Source organism: Nocardia sp. bgisy134 (genome assembly GCF_965341865.1).
In the GTDB taxonomy this organism is placed as follows: Bacteria; Actinomycetota; Actinomycetes; order Mycobacteriales; family Mycobacteriaceae; genus Nocardia.
The window spans coordinates 104,744-122,905 of sequence record NZ_CBDQZP010000002.1; the positions used below are offsets into that span (position 1 = coordinate 104,744).

Sequence of the window (18,162 nt, forward strand, 5' to 3'; positions counted from 1 at the left end):
CTCTCTGTGGGAGAACGCACAACCATGCAGGTAGATGCACCAAAAAGAATGTGAAACATAGCTGTTCGCTATCTAATGGCAACAATGGCGATCGCTCCGCTACTCTCCGGTGTATGCCTGCACGCCCCGCGACCGTCGCTCGCCTCCGTCCCTTTGCCGCCACGATTTTCGCCGAGATGACCGAACTCGCCGTCCGGCACGAGGCGGTGAATCTCGGCCAGGGCTTCCCCGACACCGACGGACCCGCGGGCATGCTCGAGGTGGCCAGGCAGGCCATCGCCGACGGCGTCAACCAGTACCCGCCCGGTCGCGGCATGACGGTGCTGCGCCGCGCCATCGCCGACGACCGCGCCCGCCGCTACGGCACCGAATACGACCCGGAGCGGGAGGTGCTGGTGACCGTCGGGGCGACCGAGGCGATCAGCGCGGCCATGCTCGGACTCGTCGAGCCCGGCGACGAGGTGGTGCTGATCGAGCCCTACTACGACTCCTACGCGGCGGCGGTCGCGCTGGCGGGCGCGCACCGGCGCACGGCGCGGCTGGTGGCCGACGGGGATCGTTTCGTGCTCGATCTGGACAGCCTGCGCGCCGCGATCACCCCGCGCACCAGGATGCTGGTGGTCAATTCGCCGCACAATCCCACCGGGACCGTGCTCGGCATGGCCGATCTCGCCGCGATCGCCGAGATCGCCTGTGCGCACGACCTGTTGGTGCTCACCGACGAGGTCTACGAACATCTCGTCTACGACGGCAACGAACACATCAGCCTGGCGACGCTGCCGGGCATGGCCGAGCGGACCGTCGTGGTGTCCAGCGCCGCAAAGACTTTCAGCGTCACCGGCTGGAAGATCGGCTGGGCGTGCGGCCCCGCCTACCTGATCGACGGCGTGCTCGCCGCCAAGCAGTTCCTGTCCTTCGTCGGCGGCGGCCCGTTCCAGCCCGCCATCGCGCACGCGCTGACCAACGAGCTCGACTGGGTCGCCCGGCTGCGAGATTCGCTCTCGGACAAGCGCCTTCGGCTATCGGCGGCGCTGGCCGACGCGGGCTTCGGCGTGAAGGCCAGTGGCGGAGGGTATTTCGTGTGCGCCGATCTCACGCCTACCGGCCACGCCGACGGTCTCGAGTTCTGCCGCGAGATCCCCGGGCGGATCGGCGTGGCCGCGGTGCCCGTGAGCGTCTTCGCCGACGACAAGCCGGCGTGGAACCACCTGGTGCGGTTCACCTTCTGCAAGCGCGACGAGACGCTGGACGAGGGCGTGCGGCGGCTGCGCGCGGGCGTCGCGGCGAGCGGTAAACGCTGACCGAAGGTGCGCCGCTGCTGCCTCGCCGATCGGATGTGGTTGGTCGACGTCGAACGGATGGGGCAGTTCGCGCAACTCACCTACCGGCTGAGCTGATCCGGCCGCGGCGGGATCAGCTCGCGCCGTGGTACAGGAACCCGCCGAGGCCGATGGTGAAGGCGAGGCAGCCGTACAGTGCGTGCTCGACCGAGACCACGAGCAGCGAACCCGTCCGCCGGTACCGGTAGCCGAAGAGGACGCCGCCGACCAGGGTCAGCGCCACGGCGATCCAGTTGCCGAAGATGATGTGCGCGAATCCGAACGCGGCGGCGTTCGCGGCGATCAGCGCCCACCCGTCGCCGAAAGCCGGTGCGTACCGCTGGAACAGGAACTTGCGGAAGATCAGCTCCTGCGGGTACACCGAGAACAGCGGATAGAACACCATCACCACCGCCCACAGCAGCGGTTCGGTGCGCGGCAGCGACAGCAGCCGTTCGGGGCTGAACACCGCGAGCGTCAGCCCGATGGCGATCGCCGCGGCGATCCAGAGGGCCAGCATCGACGGCAAGACGGCGCGCAGCGTGCGGAGTTGCTCCCGAAGGCTGTCCGGCTGTACCCGGCGTCGCAGCCAGAGGTGTGCGGCGACGGCCAGCACGACCAGCAGCGGGATCGGGCTGCCCGGACTGCCGATCGCGGCGTACCCACCGACCAGTCCGAAGTACAGCGCCACGAATTCGATGGCGAGCCAGGTCGACCGGCGGCCGCGTTCGGATCGAAGGTCCCGTCGCAGCTCGGTCGCCGTCACGTTCTCGAGATTACGGGCGGGCGGCGAGCGATGCCATGTCTCCTTCGGCCCCTGGACATCCGCGGTCCAGGTCGGCGCGGGCGCGGTTGTCCGTCAGTCCGCCGTGCGATCGAGACGGCCGGTGTTGCGGCGGGCCTGCGGCGCCCGCCAGTCGTAGCGGCGGGCGAGCATACGGAAGCCGATGGCGAGGCAGGCCGCGAGCAGACCGGTCCACGTCCAGTAGGCGTCGAAGTGCAGCAGCGTCGCGGTGGCGGCGGCGCCGAACAGCGCTGGCACGGCGTACAGCTCCTGGTCCGGGCGCAGCACCCGCGGCACCTCGCCGCCGAGCACGTCGCGGATGACGCCGCCGCCGATCGCGGTGACCATGCCGAGCAGCGCGGCCGTCGGCGCGCCCACCCCGCTGGCATACGCGACCGCCGTGCCGGTCACGCAGAACAATCCGAGCCCGATGGCGTCGAAGACCTCGAGCGGGCCGCGGGTGAGCCGGTGCGAAGGGTGCTTGAAGAAGATCACCAGCGCGGTGAGCAGCGATGCGCACAGGTAGGTGAGGTCGGTGAAGGCCGCGGGCGGGGTGCGGCCGATGAGCAGGTCGCGGATGACGCCGCCGCCGAGCGCGGTGCTACAGGCCAGCACCGCCATGCCGAAGACGTCGAGATTCCGGCGCATCGCCAGCAGCGCGCCCGACGCCGCGAACGAGATCACCCCGAGCAGCTCACCGATGCGCTGGGCGGCGTTCACGGCGGAATCGAGCTGCGTGGCCATGACGTCCAACCCGGCGATCATGAAACCGCTCCTTTCCTCTTTCTCCGCCCAGCAGGTTTGCACGCCGATTGCGGGCACGCGACGGGCGGGTCCTCCGCCGACGCCGCGTTCGCCCCGGTGACCAGCTGTCACTGGGGCGAACGCGGGGGAGATCGCCAGGGTGTTGCGGCGGCGACGCCGTCAGGCCGGGGCCGGGCGGGCGCGGTCGGTGGCGAGCAGCACCGCGATCGACCCGAGCATGGTGCCCATCACGTACCGCTGGGCGCGCAGCCACAGTGGCCGCCCGGTGAGGAAGCCGGAGATCATGCCCGCGGCGAGCACGATGAGGCCGTTCACGGTCAGCGCGACGGCGATCTGCACCGCGCCGAGGCACAGGCTCTGCAGCCAGATCAGCCCGCGCTCGGGCACGACGAACTGCGGGATCAGCGCGAGGTACATGATCGCGATCTTCGGGTTGAGCAGGTTGGTGACCAGGCCCATGGCGAACAGCCTGCGCGCTCGGTCGGTGGGCAGCTCCGAGGGCGTGAACACCGAGACGCCGCCCGGCCGCAGCGCGTGCCACGCCAGCCACAGCAGATAGGCCGCGCCCGCCAGCTTCACCGCGACGTACAGTCCCGGCACCACCGCGAACACCGCGGTGATGCCCGCGGCGGCGGCGGTGAGATAGACGCCGAAACCGGCCGCCACCCCGGTCAACGAGATCAGCCCGGCCCGTCGCCCCTGCGATACCGTGCGGGAGACCAGGTACATCATGTTGGGTCCCGGGGTGAGCACCATGCCGAGCGCGGCCGCCGCCACGCCGAGTATCGCCGCTGTTTCGATCATGTCCACGATCGTCGCCGACCGGACCGCGCCGCGTCTCGGTCCACTTCGGGGCCGGTGGACCCCGACCGTGACCAGCGCAACGGAACAAAACGCACGCGGCCTACGCTGGTATCTCCGGAGCCGGACCCCGCTGCGCACACCCACCGCAGCCTGCGGGTTGTCGGTGGGCCAGGGGAGAATGAGCGCCGAAACCGGCGCGCACGGGCGAACGACGTCCGCACCGCCCGATACGAGGAGAGACTGTGACCGACGGTCCGCTGATCGTTCAGAGTGACAAGACGCTGCTGCTGGAGGTCGACCACGAGTTGGCCGACGCGGCGCGCCAGTCCATCGCGCCCTTCGCCGAACTGGAACGGGCGCCCGAGCACGTGCACACCTACCGGGTGACGCCGCTGGCGCTCTGGAACGCGCGCGCGGCCGGGCACGACGCCGAGCAGGTGGTCGACGCTCTGGTCAGCTTCTCCCGGTACGCGGTCCCGCAGCCGTTGCTGGTCGATGTCGTCGACACGATGGCCCGGTACGGCAGGCTGCAACTGGTGAAGCATCCGGCGCACGGCCTGACGCTGGTCAGCCTGGATCGCGCGGTGCTCGAAGAGGTACTGCGGCACAAGAAGATCGCCCCCATGCTCGGCGCGCGCATCGATGACGACACCGTGGTGGTGCACCCGTCCGAACGTGGCCGGATCAAGCAGATGCTGCTCAAGATCGGCTGGCCCGCCGAGGACCTGGCCGGGTACGTCGACGGCGAGGCGCATGCCATCGAGCTCGATTACACCGGCGGCCACTGGCATCTGCGCGACTACCAGCAGATGGCCGCGGACTCGTTCTGGGCGGGCGGCTCCGGCGTGGTCGTGCTGCCGTGCGGTGCGGGCAAGACGATGGTCGGCGCGGCGGCGATGGCCAAGGCCAAGGCCACCACGCTGATCCTGGTGACCAACACCGTCGCGGGCAGGCAGTGGCGGCGCGAGCTGCTGGCCCGCACCTCGCTGACCGAGGACGAGATCGGCGAATACTCCGGCGAGCGCAAGGAGATCCGGCCGGTCACCATCGCGACCTACCAGGTGATCACCCGCCGCACCAAGGGCGAGTACAAGCACCTCGAACTGTTCGACAGCCGCGACTGGGGCCTGGTCATCTACGACGAGGTGCACCTGCTGCCCGCGCCGGTCTTCCGGATGACCGCGGACCTCCAGTCGCGCCGCAGGCTCGGCCTCACCGCCACGCTGGTGCGCGAGGACGGTCGCGAGGGCGACGTGTTCTCGCTGATCGGCCCGAAGCGCTACGACGCGCCGTGGAAGGACATCGAGGCGCAGGGCTGGATCGCCCCGGCCGACTGCATCGAGGTGCGGGTGACGCTCACCGACGCCGAGCGCATGGCCTACGCGACCGCGGAGCCGGAGGAGCGCTACAAGCTGTGTTCGACCGCGCGCACCAAAATCGCTGTGGTGGAATCGATTCTGGCCAAGCACAAGGATGCGCCGAGTCTGGTGATCGGCGCCTACCTCGACCAGCTCGACGAATTGGGCGCCGATCTGAACGCGCCGGTAATCCAGGGCTCCACGAAAACCAAAGAGCGCGAAGAACTTTTCGACGCGTTCCGGCGCGGCGAGATTCCGGTGCTCGTGGTGAGCAAGGTCGCCAACTTCTCCATCGATCTGCCGGAAGCCTCCGTGGCGGTGCAGGTTTCGGGTACCTTCGGTTCGCGTCAGGAGGAGGCGCAGCGGCTGGGCAGGTTGTTGCGGCCGAAGCAGGACGGCGGGCAGGCGCACTTCTATTCGGTGGTCGCTCGCGACACCCTCGACGCCGAATACGCGGCGCACCGCCAGCGTTTTCTCGCCGAACAGGGCTACGCCTACCGCATCACGGACGCCGACGACCTGCTCGGGCCTGCCATCGGATAAGCGGAGGCAAATCCTCCGCAACGTGTGCTAGGAAAGTAACGTGCGACGCTTCGAATTCGCGGTGGACCGCAGGCATGCCCATGCGGTGAACGAAGTGTTCGCCGATCTGCGCCGGTTGCGCGTCGTCGCGATCGCCGCGGCCGTCGTATCCGCCGCCGTGACGGCCTATCTGATCTGGCTGGGCCATCCGTGGTCCTACCTGCTCGCGGTCGCCTCCACGCTCGGCACGGTGACGTCGCTGTGGGTGGCGCTGTGGGCGCCGCACCGGTCCAGCATCGATCGCCTCTACGCCGACGGTGAACTCGTGCCCGCCGTGGTCTCGGAGACCTATCCGACCGGGGTCGTGCTGCTCGCGCTCGTCGACGTGTCGACACCGGAAGCGACCGATCCGCGCTACGCACTGGTGACCCGCAAGGTGCGGGATCTGCCCGGCCACCAGAAGCGGGCGGGCGAGCGGGTGCCCTCGGTCGCGATCCGCACCGACCGCGCACCGCGCCAGGTGGGGGAGCGCTGGCAGTCGGTGAGCGCCATGCCGATCGCCTGGGGGACCAGGGACGGCCGGGTCATCGAGCGGGCGCGCGCCGCCATCAGCGAGGTCGAATGGCGGCTGCTCACCGACAATCTCGCGCTCGCCGCGCAGGTGCGCCGCACCTCGGCCAAGCGCCTGCTGCTCGATCCGCAGCAGCTGCCGGACGATCTCGGCAACTGACCCGGCGGGTCTCGCGCGACACGCCGCGTCGGCGGCGCCGCGAATTAGACTGCCCCGATGGTTCCCATGACCAACCTGGTGGCGTTCATGGCCGCAGCCACTCTCATCGTCGTCATACCCGGTCCCGGCGTGTTGTTCACCGTCGGACGGGCGCTGGCCCTCGGCAGGCGGGCCGCGCTGATCTCGGCCGTCGGCCACTGCGTCGGCGTGCTGGTCTGCCTGATCTTCGTCGCGATCGGGCTCGGCACGCTGCTCGCGGCGTCATCGTTGGCTCTCACCGTGGTGAAGTTCGCGGGCGCGCTGTACCTCGTCTATCTGGGCGTGCAGGCGATTCGGGAACGCAAGGCGCTGCGCGACGCGCTCGGCGCTAGCGCGGACACCGTCGCCGACGGACGCGTCTTCCGGCAGAGCGTGATCGTCGGGGTGACCAACCCGAAGGGCATCGTGTTCTTCTCCGCCGTGCTGCCGCATTTCGTCGATCCGGCCTCCGGTTCGCTGCCGTGGCAGTTCGTCGTCCTCGGGTCGGTGTTCCTCGCCATCGCGCTGGTCTCCGACAGCGCGTGGGCGTTGCTGGCGGCCTCGGCCCGCAGCTGGTTCGCCAAGTCGCCGCGTAGGCTCGAAGCCGTCGGCGGCGCGGGCGGCGCGATGATCGTCGGACTCGGCGCGTCGGTGGCGCTCAGCGGCACGGCGGACTGAACCGGCTACCATCCACGTGCGCGGTACGTCGGTACCGGAGTTCGGGGTGTGGTGGAAAGGGGCGGTGGTCGAATGAGGTTGTCCGGCTTGGTGTGTGGCACGGTCGCCGTCCTGCTGCTCACGGCAGCCGGGCCCGCGAACGCCGATCCGTTCGTCGGCGCCCCCGGCTTGGACGATCCCTACTACCCCATGGACGGCAACGGCGGCTACGACGCGCGCCACTACGACGTCACCATCGATTACGACCCGCCGACCTATCAGCTCACCGGCACCGCCCGCATCGACGCCGTCGCGACGCAGGCTTTGCGCGCGTTCAACCTCGACTTCGCCGGGCCGGAGGTGCGGATGGTCTCGGTCAACCATCAGCCCGCCTCCTTCGACCGCAACGGCGAGCACGAACTCACCGTCACCCCGCTGCTGCCGATCCTGCCCGGACTGCCCTTCACGGTGACCGTCGACTACGCGGGCGAGATGACGAGCACCGTGGGCGAAGGCTGGACCTTCGCGCCGAGCGGCGGCGCGTTCGTCGCCGGTGAGCCGCACTCCGCGACCACCTGGTACCCGCTCAACGACACCCCTTTGGACAAGGCCACCTTCGCGCTGCACGCCACGGTGCCCGCCGAGTGGGAGGTCATGTCCAACGGGCTGCGCACGCAGAACACGGTGCTCGCCGACAAGCGCACCGTCAGTTGGGAATCGCGCAGGCCGGTCCTCGGTTACCTGACCACCGTCGCCATCGATCACTTCAGCTTCCTCGAGCAGTGGCGCGCCAACGGCACCCCGCTGCTGAGTGCCTTCGCTCCCGATGCGGAGCACAGCAGGGAGAACGAGGAGCGCTTGCCCGAGATTCTCGATTTCGCCGAGCAGCTCTACGGGCCGTACCCGTTCGACGCGGGAGGTGGCATCTACGTCGACGCCGACATCCAATTCTCCCTGGAGACCCAGACCCGTCCGATCTACTCGCCGCGCAGCGATCTGCACACCGTGGTGCACGAGATCGCGCACCAGTGGTGGGGCGACGCGGTGTCGGTGCGGCAGTGGTCCGACATCTGCCTGAACGAATGCTTCGCCAGTTACACCGCCGAGTACCTGTGGCCGGAGCGGATGGAAGGCGAGGACATCGACGCGCAGTATCGCGAGACCATCGCGAAATGGTATGACAAGCAGCGCTTCTGGGACATCCCGCTGGAAAATCCCGGCGCCGGTTTCGAATTCACCTCGGTCTACTATCGCGGCCCGCTGTTCCTGCACGCGCTGCGCAAGCAGCTCGGCGACGACGTGTTCTTCGGCGCGATCAGGGAATTCCTCGGCAGGCACGCCTACGGGAACGCCTCGATGCCCGAGTTCCGCACCTTCGTGCAGTCGAAGACCCGGACGGATCTGACGGGATTCTTCGACGCGTGGCTGAACCAGACCTCCCCGCCCGCCGACGAATATCTGTACCCCGGCGACCTGCGGCTCTGACCTCGGGTCAGTCCCGCACCCGATCCTGCGCCCGCCGCACCCACCGCTGGGCCCGGTCGAGCTGACGCTGCGCCGCGCGCAGCTGCTCCTGCGCGCCGCGTTCGGCGGTGCGGGCGAACTGCTTCTCGTGCTCGGCGTGCTCGAGTTCGGCGCGTAGTTCGCTGATCCTGTCCTCGATCCCGGTGCGCCGCGCCGTCGTCTCATCGGCCTGCTGCTGCGCCGAATCCAGTGCGGCCCGGGCGGATTCGAGGGTGGCGCGCGCGTCCTCGAGTTCCCGCTCGGCCTCCGCGTCGGGCTGCTTCTTCGGCGTTTCGCGCGCCTTCTTCTTCGACGGCGCCGAGCCTTTGCCGTCGACCGCGACCAGCGCGGGACCCGCGGGGCCGAATCCCTCGTAGCTCGCGGCGGTGGCCAGCGTTCCGGTGCGCACCTGCTCGGCGACCTCTGGGTCGGCGAGGGCCGCGGTCAGCGTCTGGCCCACCTCGCGCAGCGCGCTTTCGCTCAGCGGCTTGCTCACCTCGGCGGCCAGCGCCCCCGCCCGCCGGGCCAGTGCGTTGACCACCTGCTGCCGCTGCGTGGTGAGGGTGCGCAATTGCTCGCCGGACAGCTTGCGCTGCGCTGTGCGCAGGGCGTCGCCGAGCCGCAGCAGGCCGTCCACCTCGTCCGGGACCGAGCGCGCGAGCAGATTCACGGCCCACGCGGTCACCGTCGGCTTGCGCAGCTTGCCGATGGCGGACGCGAGCTCCTTGTCGCCTGCCTCTTTGGCCTCGGCGACCCGCGCGGCGCGCGCCGCGACGAACTCGGCGGGCTGCACCGCGTACAGCTCGCCCGCGACGTCCTCGAGCGTCATACCTGCCAAGAGTAACGACGCGCCGCTCGAGGACGACACAGTCGACGTATTGGACGAACGTCCACCAAGTGGACGATCTGCGGAAGGCATTGCTAGTGAACTACTTTGGTCTGCAACTGCTCGGTCAACTGCTCCCGCGAGTGCTCGGCTTCGCGATCTTGGGAATGTACGGCGCCGGCTTCTGAGCCACCGCCCGCCGTTCGACGAGGCTGATGCGGTCACCGCGATCGTGAAGGTATCCTCACCGCGTTCACGCCCGTGAACGAATTCGGTGAGAGAGGTTTTCCCGTGAAGTTCCCAGGAACGAGGCTGCTGGCACGTGTTGTGCTCGCCCTCCTGGCGGTGGCCGCGCTCGCGGTCGCGGTGACCGGCTGTTCGGCGATCGACAACGCAACCAAGTCCGACGTGGCCAAGACGAAGGTCGGTGACTGCATCAACATCACCGACAACTCGCCGACCGCCACCGAGGGCGAGCCGATCGATTGCTCCTCGCCCAAGGCTGTGTACAAGGTGCACCAGAGCTTCGACCAGCAGACCGAATGCGCGTCGAAGGAGTACACCAGCTACACCGAGCAGCTGGCCAGCGGCGGCACCGCGTTCCTGTGCCTAGCGCCCAACTTCGCCCAGGGCAGCTGCTACAACGACGTCGGCACCTCGCCGTACAAGTGGGTCGACTGCTCCTCGACCGAGGCCACGTTCAAGGTCCTGCAGCGCGTGGACGGTCAGACCGACGAACTGCTCTGCGAAAGCGCCGAGGAGTTCATCACCGTCTCGGACCCCAAGACCCTGTTCTGCGTGGGCAAGCCCAACAGCTGATCATTCCAGCAGCGCGACCGACGCGATCCGGTGCAACGTGAAGTGCCGGACCGCGCCTGTCACCGGGTCCAACGCGTCGAGCTGCCCGTTGCCGACCTTCAACGGCTCGACGACGCGCTGAGACGCGACGCCAGAGGCGTCGACATAGCCGATATTCACCGGCCGCCGCACTCGCGCCGCCAGTTGCAGCAGCGCGAGAGTGGCGGCCGTGCTGGTTCTGGTGCCGTCCGTGCGCACCGATTGGCCCGCGCGGGCGCTTGCCGCGCGCTCGCCCGCCCTGAGCTCGGCGACGAGCAGTTCGAGCTGTTCGGTGCTCGGCGGCGTCGGCCGGTAGGCCTGGCGCGCGTTCGGGCGCACCGAGATGCGGGCGCCGCGCGTGCGCAGATCGACGATCGCGCCCGCCGAATCCTCGCCCGCGGGCGCGAAACCGGCCGCGCGCAGCTGTTCGAGCACCTCGCCCAGCGGCGCCTGGGAGATCGCGACCGTGGGGGCCACCGCGCGCAGCGCCAGCGCGGAAGCGACCGGCGCGGCGAGCACCTGGGCGAGCAGCGTGGGGTCGTCGCTGCGCACGAACGCCTGCGCCATGCCCGCCCGCAGCCTGCCGTGCCTGCGGGCCACGTCATCGATGAGATAGGTCAGCGCCTGCGGGATCGGCGTGCGCGAGTGCGTGGTGAAGAGCGTGTGCAGCTCGGCGGCCGTGAGCCCGGCGTCGAGCGCGCGTCGCACCGAGTTCTCGCCGATTCGGTAAACCGTTGCCGCACCCGCCGATTCGACGTCGGCGACGAGCGCGACCCGCTGCTGTAGCTCGGCCGTCAGCGGACCGGGCGCGATCACGGTCAGGTCGGCCTGCACCAGCACATGGTCGACCGGGGCGGGCAGCGCCGCCTCCATGGCGGCCTCGGCATCGGCCGCACTGGTCACCCCGCCGTGCAGCAGCGCCCTGGCAGGCGACCCGAGCGCACCGCGTCCGACGAGACCGACCTCGGCCGCCTCGCGCACGGTGTTCTCGACCGCCTCGCGCCGGAAGTGCCTGCGCCTGCGCGGCTGCCGCCAGGCCAGGATGCGGCCGACGTCGGCGGGGGCTACGGCGGCGCCGGACGGATACTCGGCCAGCAGTTCGAGGACGGCGCGCCGGTCGCGCGGCGCGGTCGGGGTGCGCAGTTCCAGGGAGAGCGCGGCCAGCGGCTTGTCGTTGGCGTCGCGCATGCCGATCATCCACGGCATCCGGTCCAGGTCGAGCCACACCATGGCGAGCACCGTCCAGCGGCGGGCCGCCGGACCCTCCAGCCATCCGTCGGCGGCGGGAGTCGGCGCCCAGAAGTCGTCCACGGAGTCGAAATCCGGCGGTGGATCCGGTTGCCCCTTCTCGATGAGCTTCGCGGCCGCCAGCAGCTCGACGAGCAGGCCCGCCCGCATCTCGTCGATGCCGGTCTGCTTGGCGATGCGGCGCAGCTCGCGCACGCCGAGCCCGCCTGCGCGCAGGGCGGGCGCAGGCGCTTGTCCGAGCGCTTCCAGGATGTCGGTGCAATGGCGCAACAGCTCGCCCACCTCACCCGCGGCGACGGCGTTGACCTCGGCGGGGGCCTGCTTGGTCAGCTCCGGCTTCGGGGGCATGAGGGCATGCGGATGGCTCACCGGCTCGCGGCGCAGCACTTGGCCGACGGTGATCGGCAGCTCGACGGTCTCGTCATCGATGCGGTGCAACAGCCGGCGGGCGAGCAGCTGCTGGACCGGGCGGTCGGCGGGGGTGCCGGGTGCGGCGTCCCTGGTGCGGCCGCGCGGACCGGTGCCTGCCAGCTTCTCGAGCAGGGCGTGTTCGGCGGGGGAGATCTCGGCCAGCGCCGCGGTGGTCTCGGCTTCGGTGAGCGCGTCGGGCAGCTCGGTGCTGCTGCCCATCGGCCAGGGCAGCGCCTCGGCCGCGGTGGCGACCAGGTGCAGATCGTCACGGTCGAGCCAGACCAGTGCGCGGGCGGTCAGCCGATCGAGCGACTCCTCGATCGCGGCCTTGGTCGCGCGTCCTTTCAGTTGCGCGTGCAACGCCTTGCGGGTCAGCGGCGTGCTGTCGCCCGGCGCTCGCGTCGCACCGTGCACCGCAAGCGTTTCCACGAGGGCGAAGTCGAGGGTGTTCAAATCGTCGGTGGCGCGCAGCACCGAGGCGCGCTGTTCGGCCCTGGCCGCGAGCACCGCCATCGAGGATGGCAGCGGCACGGCGAGATCGGGCCGCAATTGCAGCAGGTGCACCAGTTGGTCATCGCTGCGCGCGCCGAGCCACGCGGCAAGGGCACTGGTCACGGTCATCCAATCCAGCCTAATCTGTCCCGCCTCTCCGCGTTCAAGGCCAGGCTCAGGTGCGGGGCTGGGTTGCGTTGGCGGCCGGCGGCAAGGAGATGGCTGAGTTGGCTCGTCCCCGGTGAGTTACCCGGGCCGTGCGAAATCTGTCGTCGCGTAAGGCATATCAGCGCTGCCGGCGGAGCGGGAGGTTCTCCGGTGGCGCGACCCGGCTCGAGCAGGTCAGAGGGGAAGGAGGCTCGAACGCGGGGGTTTGCACCTCCCGCTAGCATGAGGGCGTGGTGAACAAATCGAAGAAACCCTATGTCGACAACGGTTGGCCCCAGGTGGCCGATGGTGATCACGCGGTCACTGAGCTCTCGTCGACCCGTTCCGGTGGCCTGTCGCCCTACGGCGAGGACACCGAGTTCCCGGTCCCGGCCGAGCAACTGGCCTACGTGCACCCTCAGACGGTGATCAACCGCTGATCTCGCCGATCACGGCCGTAGGTACGAACAAGGCCCCCGCATCCTCGTTGATGCGGGGGCCTTGTTCGTGAACGGCGAAACTCAGGAGGGCAGCAGGCCCTTGTTCGCCTCGTAGAAGTTCACGACCGTGGGGTCCAGCGTGACCCCGTTCGCCTTGGCGGCGTTGAAGAAATCGAGTGCGGGCTGCGGGATCTGCACGCCCTGCTGCTGCACCGCGGCGATCGCGCGGTCGACGGCCTGGAAGATCTCCTGGTTGGCGTCGGCGGCCTGCGCCTGCTGCGGGGCGGATGCCTCGGGGGCCCACCGCGGGGTGTCGACGGTGGCCGGAGCGCTGCGCTGGCTCGGTGAGCTCTTGAGCCCCAGCTTGGACGAGCACGAGGGCCAAGCGCCCCAGCCCTGCGAGGCCAGGACCTTTTCGGCGACGACGATCTGCTCTTCGCGGCTGGCCTGGTTGGCGGTGGCCGCGTACTCCTGGCCGCCGTGGGAGTTCCAGGTGCTCGGGGAGAACTGCAGGCCGCCCTGGAAACCGTTGCCGGTGTTGATGCCCCAGTTGCCGCCCGCTTCACACTGCGCGAGGCGATCCCAGTCGGAGTCGGGAGCCGCGCTGGCGTTTCCCGCGAGGGCAACACCTGCGGTGCCGAAGATCGCGCCGGTGACGGCGACCTTGGCTACGGTGCGCCCGGTGGAGGTCGGCTTGCGATGGCGTCCACTCATATCGGGTTCTTCCTCTCGTCCGCACCTGCGAGGTTTCGCTCGGGTTCGGACTGAGAGGTCGTCCGTCCCGCCCCCGCCCCTGTTTCCGTCGGGGTCCGGTACCCGCGGGGCGAGGTTCGGTGCGGCGGGCCGGTGGTGCCGGGTGTCCCGGCTGGGATAGACCGTACGTCGATCGCCGCGAAAAATCACTATTTGATAACCGGCGTGTACCCGTCGGTCTCGATGTGGTCTCGGCCGCTGCGAAATCGCTTCCGCGCAGCTAGAAGCCGCGGCGCACGGATGGCTCCGGTCCGTTGCCGGTCCGTGACCCGTGCTTGATGTGACGAGGATCACACCGCAGGGTGGGTAACGAAAGGCTCGGGTACCCAGTTGCCGGTCATCTGGACCGGCGGCCGGACCAGAGCGCGAACACGAGCGCGCAGAGGAAACCGACGGGCGTCAGCATCGCGAGCAGATACAGCCACAGTCCCGGCTGCCCGTCGGTGAGGATCGGCGTCAGGAAGATCGCGATGATGGCCAGCAATCCGACCGCGAACAGGCCGAGCGCGAGCTTCAACAACCAATCTCCTGACCGGCGCGGCGAGCTGCTCGGCGGCGGCGGTACGGAAGGGTTCGTCACCTCTCGACGGTAAAACTGATGTGCTTCGGTTATCGCCACCGGGGTAGACTCGATGACAATCGCGTCCTACAGGCTTGTGGGGCGCGTTCTTTACGCAAACTGACAGGAACTGCTCCCGGCGGGAATTCGTCGCGCAGTTTCGAGCAGACAGGTGTGCTCGGACCGACCGGGTCCGGGTGTCGAATGATGAACGGGTGAGCGCAGTGCCGACCGGCAGGGTGAAGTGGTACGACGTCGAAAAGGGCTTCGGCTTCCTTTCCCAGGACGAGGGTGAGGACGTCTACGTCCGCTCGTCCGCGCTGCCCGACGGTGTCGAAGGCCTGAAGCCCGGGCAGCGTGTCGAATTCGGCATGGCCGCGGGCCGTCGCGGTCCGCAGGCGCTCAGCCTCAAGCTGCTCGAGGCGCCGCCGTCGGTGCGGCAGGGCCAGGAGCGCGACCGCAGTGCCCGCAAGGAGCCCACCGGCCCGCGCCGCACGCCCGACGAGCTGCACGGGATGGTCGAGGACATGATCACCCTGCTGGAGACCAAGGTGCAGCCGGACCTCCGCAAGGGCCGGTACCCGGATCGCAAGTCCGCGCGCACCATTTCCGAGGTCGTCCGCGCCGTCGCGCGCGAGCTCGACCACTGACGAGCCGCGAGCGCTCGCTCGGTCGAGCGCCGATGATCCGGTCCCTGTCGTGACCGATCCGCCGGGATGCCGTGTGCGCCCGGCGGATCGAGCGATCAGGCCGTGCGGATCGACCAAGCGGCGTGCGGAACGGTTGTCTCCCTGCCGTTCTCGTCGATCGCGGGCACCGGCAGCTGCAATTCCACGCCGATGAGCCTGAGTTCGGGCAGCGGCCGCGAATCGATGGTCAGCGCGAGCGCGCCCTCGGGGTAGTCGTTGTGGCTCACCACGCGGTCCACGACGTCGCCGTTCGGCAGCGCGTAGACCAGCTGCGCCAGCCACGGCGCGTCGGCGATCGAACGGGGCAGCGACAGTTGCAGCGGATAACCCGCGGGAACCTCGAGATCGATGGATTCGCCACCGCGGCAGTTGGACAGGTCGAGCTGGTCCTCGCCGACGATCCTGATGTCGCAGTACTGGTACGGCGGCACGGTGACCGACCTGCCGTGCGCGTAGGCGGTGATCTCGGGGTCGTGGTCGGGCGCGTTGCGCACCGTCACGGTCACCACGACGGCGACCGTGGCGGCGACCAGCAACAGCGCGACCGCGGACAGCGCGGCGATGGTGCGGCCAGTGAGCTTGTTCACCAGATCGGATCTCCCGTTTCTCGTTGGATGCTGTCGCCGTGCGGTTTACGCGCCGCGGGCACTTCCTGTTCCGCGTGCTGCGGCCGGTTCCCGCCGAAGCCGGGCAACAGCGAGTGGCCGCGATAGCTGACGAAGGTCTGGATCAGTCCGAGCACGAGTATTCCGGAGACGACCGCGAAACCCTTCCAGTAGTCGGTCGGCAGCAGCACGCCCGCCGCGCCGCCGACCACCCAGCTCAGCTGGAGCACGGTCTCCGAGCGGCCGAATCCGGAGGCGATCGACTCCGGCGGCAGGTCGTCCTGGATCGACGCGTCCAGCGACACCTTCGCCAGCGCGCTCGCGCCCGCCGCGACCAGGGTGGCCACCGCCGCGCCGAGCAGGTTGTCGGCGAACACCGCGAAGATCGCGACCCCGGTGCACGCGGCGGTGCAGCCGAGCACGATGAGCGATGGCCTGCCGAGGGCGAGGCGGGCGCCGGTGGCGTTGCCCGTGAAGTTGCCGATCGCGGCGGCCGCGCCGACCGCGCCGAGCATCGCCGCCTGCTGCACCGGCCGATGCTCGGTCGCCTTGGCCACGAACGCCACGTAGAAGGTGAGGAAACCGGTCAGCACGCGGATGGCGCCGTTGCCCCACAGTCCGGTCACCACGGCGCGGCCGAGCGGCTGCCTGCGTTTGCGTGCGGGCACCGCGGACTGCGCGCCCTGGCGCAGCACCTCGGTGTGCGCGTCGTCGCCGTGATAGCTCAGTGTCGCGGGCACCTCGCCCTCGGTCACCTCGACCCAGCTCGGGATGCGCAGGCTCAGATAGGTGCCCGCGCCCGCGATCAGGACGGCGAGCACGAGCGCCCCCGTGGAGCCCGCGATGGTCGCGATCAGCGCGGCGACGGTTCCGGCGCCGATGGTGCCGCCGACCAGACCGAAGACGGTGAGCCGGGAATTGGTGCGCACCAGGTCGATATCCGGTGGCAGCACGCGCGGTGTCACCGCGCTCTTGAGCACCGAGAACGACTTGCTGCCGATCATCATGCACAGCGCGAGCGGATAGAGCGCCCAGGTGTCGAACTGCATGATCAGCACCACCGCGAGCACGGCGCGCGCCCCGAACGAGGTCGCCAGCGCCAGCCTGCGGCCGCGCTGCAGACGGTCGAGCAGCGGGCCGATCAGCGGCGCGATCACCGCGAACGGCGCGATGGTGATCAAGAGATACAGCGCGACATTGGACTTGCTCTCCGCGGTTGCGCTGGCGAAGAACAGCGTGTTGGCCAGTGCCACCGCGATCGCGGCGTCCAGCGCGAAGTTCGCCATGGTGGCGTAGGTCAGCGCGGTGAGGCCGGACTTGTCCGCGCCGTCCGCCTTGGCGGCGCGCTGGAAGGTGGCGATGCCCTTCTCGGTGAGTTCCTTGCCGCGCAGTGCGGCGACCCTGGTGACGGTCAGTTTGCGCGGAGCGCGCTGCTCGCTCGGCGGTGCGGCGGGTTCCTGCCGTTCGGGTTCGGGGGGCCGGTCCTGCGCCTCGAAGCGCTTGGTGTCGGCGGGCCGTTGCGCGGGCGTGTGCGGGAAGACGCGGCGCGGGGTCTTGCGGGTCGGCTCGTCGGGCGGACCGGAGCGGGCGGGCGGCCTGTCCGTCCGTCCGGGCGGATCGAGTTCGGGCGGCGTCTTGCGCAACGGACCGAGTGGGTCGCGCTGCGGCGCGTGGCGGCGGGGATCCAGCGGCGGCAGCGGTCTGCGCCCGGACGGCGCGCTGGGCGGGGGATACCGGTCGTAGCCGGGATGCCGTTCGATCGGCGCTTCCTCGCCATCCCATGGACCACGCTCGGGACCGAAGGGATCGCGCGGAGTAGTCACCCCTCAATTCTGTCGTACTGCGCCGACAGGAACTCACCGGCGCTCCACGGTGCGGGCCAGAAGTGACGTTCCTCGCGTCCCGTGACGGCTCAGGCGGGCACGAAACGGACCTCGAACATGGCCGGCCAGTATTTCCCGGTGATCAGGAAGCGATCGGTGCCGGGCAGCTGGGCGATCCCGTTGAGCACCTCGGCGTCGGCGCGCTGCTCGCGGGTGAGCAGCGCGGAGGCGTCGGCGACGCCGAGCACGACGCCGGAATCGGGGTCGATGCGCAGGATCCGGTTCGTCGGGTAGTCGTTGGCGTAGACCGAACCGTCCGCGGCGCAGTCGAGTTCGTTCAGGTGCGCACCCCTCTGGCCACGGAGGGTGACCGAACCGGTCGGCGTGAAGGTGACCGGATCGCGGAAGGTCAGCGTGTTCGTCCCGTCGCTCATGACCAGCTGGCCGTCGCGGGCGCACAGTCCCCAGCCCTCACCCTGATAGGCGGCCTCTGTCCGGGTGTGGAGGGTGACCGGATCGCGGGCGAAGGCAACGCCGTCCTGCCAGGTCAGCTGCCACAGGGTGTCGCCCGCTCTGGCGATGCCTTCACCGAAATACGGCTCCGGCAACTCGACGCGGGTCAGCTCGGCGCCCGTCCGCAGATCGGTGGCGCGCACGGTGGAGCGGCCGCGCAGCCCGGTGCCTTCGTACAGGGTGTCGCCGTCCACCTCGAGCCCCTGTGTGAAGGCCCCTGGATCGTGTGGACGGACGCCGACGACCTCGATCCGCAGCCCCGGCGGCTCCGGCTCGGCGTCGCCGCAACCGCCCGTCAGGAGCGAACCGACCAGCACACCGATGGCCAACGCACGCGGATTCAGCTCCATACGGCAAAA

Annotated in this window: 18 protein-coding genes; 8 read left to right on the forward strand and 10 right to left on the reverse strand. The window is 69.7% G+C overall.

The features are described 5' to 3' along the window. Positions 1-113 precede the first annotated feature (113 nt). Positions 114-1,301 (forward strand): pyridoxal phosphate-dependent aminotransferase, encoded by a 1,188-nt coding sequence (locus ACRWNM_RS04490; protein ID WP_431963777.1) that lies wholly within the window; start codon positions 114-116, stop codon positions 1,299-1,301. Positions 1,302-1,413: 112 nt separating this feature from the next. Here the strand turns inward: ACRWNM_RS04490 and ACRWNM_RS04495 are convergent, their stop codons facing one another. The 3 genes from ACRWNM_RS04495 to ACRWNM_RS04505 all read right to left on the reverse strand — a co-directional run bounded on the left by ACRWNM_RS04495 (position 1,414) and on the right by ACRWNM_RS04505 (position 3,672). Beyond that, a complete protein-coding gene (locus ACRWNM_RS04495; protein ID WP_431963779.1) occupies positions 1,414-2,085 on the reverse strand; it encodes a CPBP family glutamic-type intramembrane protease in 672 nt (223 codons plus the stop codon). A 93-nt stretch (positions 2,086-2,178) separates the two neighbouring features. Then, positions 2,179-2,868: a trimeric intracellular cation channel family protein gene (locus ACRWNM_RS04500; protein WP_431963781.1), complete on the reverse strand. Its 690-nt coding sequence runs from the start codon at positions 2,866-2,868 to the stop codon at positions 2,179-2,181. A 159-nt stretch (positions 2,869-3,027) separates the two neighbouring features. Further along, positions 3,028-3,672, reverse strand: coding sequence for a LysE family translocator (locus ACRWNM_RS04505; protein ID WP_431963783.1), 645 nt, complete (start codon positions 3,670-3,672; stop codon positions 3,028-3,030). 242 nt (positions 3,673-3,914) lie between these two features. Here ACRWNM_RS04505 and ACRWNM_RS04510 point away from each other — a divergent pair, with 242 nt between their 5' ends. The 4 genes from ACRWNM_RS04510 to ACRWNM_RS04525 all read left to right on the forward strand — a co-directional run bounded on the left by ACRWNM_RS04510 (position 3,915) and on the right by ACRWNM_RS04525 (position 8,442). Beyond that, positions 3,915-5,573: a DNA repair helicase XPB gene (locus ACRWNM_RS04510; RefSeq protein WP_431963785.1), complete on the forward strand. Its 1,659-nt coding sequence runs from the start codon at positions 3,915-3,917 to the stop codon at positions 5,571-5,573. Positions 5,574-5,613: 40 nt separating this feature from the next. After that, entirely contained in the window at positions 5,614-6,282 is a 669-nt protein-coding gene (locus ACRWNM_RS04515; protein ID WP_431963787.1) for a DUF3239 domain-containing protein, read from the forward strand. A gap of 57 nt (positions 6,283-6,339) precedes the next feature. After that, positions 6,340-6,978 (forward strand): LysE family translocator, encoded by a 639-nt coding sequence (locus ACRWNM_RS04520; RefSeq protein WP_431963789.1) that lies wholly within the window; start codon positions 6,340-6,342, stop codon positions 6,976-6,978. A gap of 72 nt (positions 6,979-7,050) precedes the next feature. Continuing rightward, entirely contained in the window at positions 7,051-8,442 is a 1,392-nt protein-coding gene (locus ACRWNM_RS04525) for a M1 family metallopeptidase (protein ID WP_431963791.1), read from the forward strand. 7 nt (positions 8,443-8,449) lie between these two features. Here the strand turns inward: ACRWNM_RS04525 and ACRWNM_RS04530 are convergent, their stop codons facing one another. Further along, on the reverse strand, positions 8,450-9,289 hold the full coding sequence (locus tag ACRWNM_RS04530; protein WP_431963794.1) for a hypothetical protein: 840 nt from the start codon (positions 9,287-9,289) through the stop codon (positions 8,450-8,452). 288 nt (positions 9,290-9,577) lie between these two features. On the opposite strand from ACRWNM_RS04530, the gene ACRWNM_RS04535 reads away from it, so the two are divergent. Beyond that, positions 9,578-10,105, forward strand: coding sequence for an LppU/SCO3897 family protein (locus tag ACRWNM_RS04535; RefSeq protein WP_431963796.1), 528 nt, complete (start codon positions 9,578-9,580; stop codon positions 10,103-10,105). On the opposite strand, the gene ACRWNM_RS04540 is transcribed toward ACRWNM_RS04535, so the two are convergent. After that, positions 10,106-12,403: a helicase-associated domain-containing protein gene (locus ACRWNM_RS04540; protein ID WP_431963798.1), complete on the reverse strand. Its 2,298-nt coding sequence runs from the start codon at positions 12,401-12,403 to the stop codon at positions 10,106-10,108. 269 nt (positions 12,404-12,672) lie between these two features. On the opposite strand from ACRWNM_RS04540, the gene ACRWNM_RS04545 reads away from it, so the two are divergent. Then, positions 12,673-12,861 (forward strand): hypothetical protein, encoded by a 189-nt coding sequence (locus ACRWNM_RS04545; protein WP_068056142.1) that lies wholly within the window; start codon positions 12,673-12,675, stop codon positions 12,859-12,861. A gap of 81 nt (positions 12,862-12,942) precedes the next feature. On the opposite strand, the gene ACRWNM_RS04550 is transcribed toward ACRWNM_RS04545, so the two are convergent. Both ACRWNM_RS04550 and ACRWNM_RS04555 read right to left on the reverse strand, forming a co-directional pair. Next, positions 12,943-13,575 carry a resuscitation-promoting factor Rpf1 domain-containing protein gene (locus ACRWNM_RS04550; RefSeq protein ID WP_431963800.1) on the reverse strand — a complete coding sequence of 211 codons (633 nt, stop codon included), beginning with the start codon at positions 13,573-13,575 and terminating at the stop codon, positions 12,943-12,945. A gap of 376 nt (positions 13,576-13,951) precedes the next feature. Continuing rightward, on the reverse strand, positions 13,952-14,194 hold the full coding sequence (locus ACRWNM_RS04555; RefSeq protein WP_431963802.1) for a hypothetical protein: 243 nt from the start codon (positions 14,192-14,194) through the stop codon (positions 13,952-13,954). A 203-nt stretch (positions 14,195-14,397) separates the two neighbouring features. On the opposite strand from ACRWNM_RS04555, the gene ACRWNM_RS04560 reads away from it, so the two are divergent. Then, on the forward strand, positions 14,398-14,823 hold the full coding sequence (locus tag ACRWNM_RS04560) for a cold-shock protein (protein ID WP_431964515.1): 426 nt from the start codon (positions 14,398-14,400) through the stop codon (positions 14,821-14,823). Positions 14,824-14,918: 95 nt separating this feature from the next. Here ACRWNM_RS04560 and ACRWNM_RS04565 read toward each other — a convergent pair whose 3' ends face one another. The 3 genes from ACRWNM_RS04565 to ACRWNM_RS04575 all read right to left on the reverse strand — a co-directional run bounded on the left by ACRWNM_RS04565 (position 14,919) and on the right by ACRWNM_RS04575 (position 18,153). After that, a complete protein-coding gene (locus ACRWNM_RS04565) occupies positions 14,919-15,449 on the reverse strand; it encodes a DUF2771 domain-containing protein (RefSeq protein ID WP_431963804.1) in 531 nt (176 codons plus the stop codon). Next, on the reverse strand, positions 15,446-17,290 hold the full coding sequence (locus ACRWNM_RS04570; RefSeq protein ID WP_431963806.1) for an MFS transporter: 1,845 nt from the start codon (positions 17,288-17,290) through the stop codon (positions 15,446-15,448). The genes ACRWNM_RS04565 and ACRWNM_RS04570 overlap by 4 nt, the downstream gene beginning before the upstream one ends. A gap of 89 nt (positions 17,291-17,379) precedes the next feature. Then, a complete protein-coding gene (locus ACRWNM_RS04575; protein WP_431963808.1) occupies positions 17,380-18,153 on the reverse strand; it encodes a glutaminyl-peptide cyclotransferase in 774 nt (257 codons plus the stop codon). Between the last annotated feature and the right edge of the window lie 9 nt (positions 18,154-18,162).

Bases quoted from the DNA above. Each gene is read 5' to 3' on its own strand.
- ACRWNM_RS04490 (WP_431963777.1), top strand. From the start codon at position 114: ATGCCTGCACGCCCCGCGACCGTCGCTCGCCTCCGTCCCTTTGCCGCC.
- ACRWNM_RS04500 (WP_431963781.1), bottom strand. From the start codon at position 2,868: ATGATCGCCGGGTTGGACGTCATGGCCACGCAGCTCGATTCCGCCGTG.
- ACRWNM_RS04505 (WP_431963783.1), bottom strand. From the start codon at position 3,672: ATGATCGAAACAGCGGCGATACTCGGCGTGGCGGCGGCCGCGCTCGGC.
- ACRWNM_RS04520 (WP_431963789.1), top strand. From the start codon at position 6,340: ATGGTTCCCATGACCAACCTGGTGGCGTTCATGGCCGCAGCCACTCTC.
- ACRWNM_RS04525 (WP_431963791.1), top strand. From the start codon at position 7,051: ATGAGGTTGTCCGGCTTGGTGTGTGGCACGGTCGCCGTCCTGCTGCTC.
- ACRWNM_RS04530 (WP_431963794.1), bottom strand. From the start codon at position 9,289: ATGACGCTCGAGGACGTCGCGGGCGAGCTGTACGCGGTGCAGCCCGCC.
- ACRWNM_RS04540 (WP_431963798.1), bottom strand. From the start codon at position 12,403: ATGACCGTGACCAGTGCCCTTGCCGCGTGGCTCGGCGCGCGCAGCGAT.
- ACRWNM_RS04550 (WP_431963800.1), bottom strand. From the start codon at position 13,575: ATGAGTGGACGCCATCGCAAGCCGACCTCCACCGGGCGCACCGTAGCC.
- ACRWNM_RS04575 (WP_431963808.1), bottom strand. From the start codon at position 18,153: ATGGAGCTGAATCCGCGTGCGTTGGCCATCGGTGTGCTGGTCGGTTCG.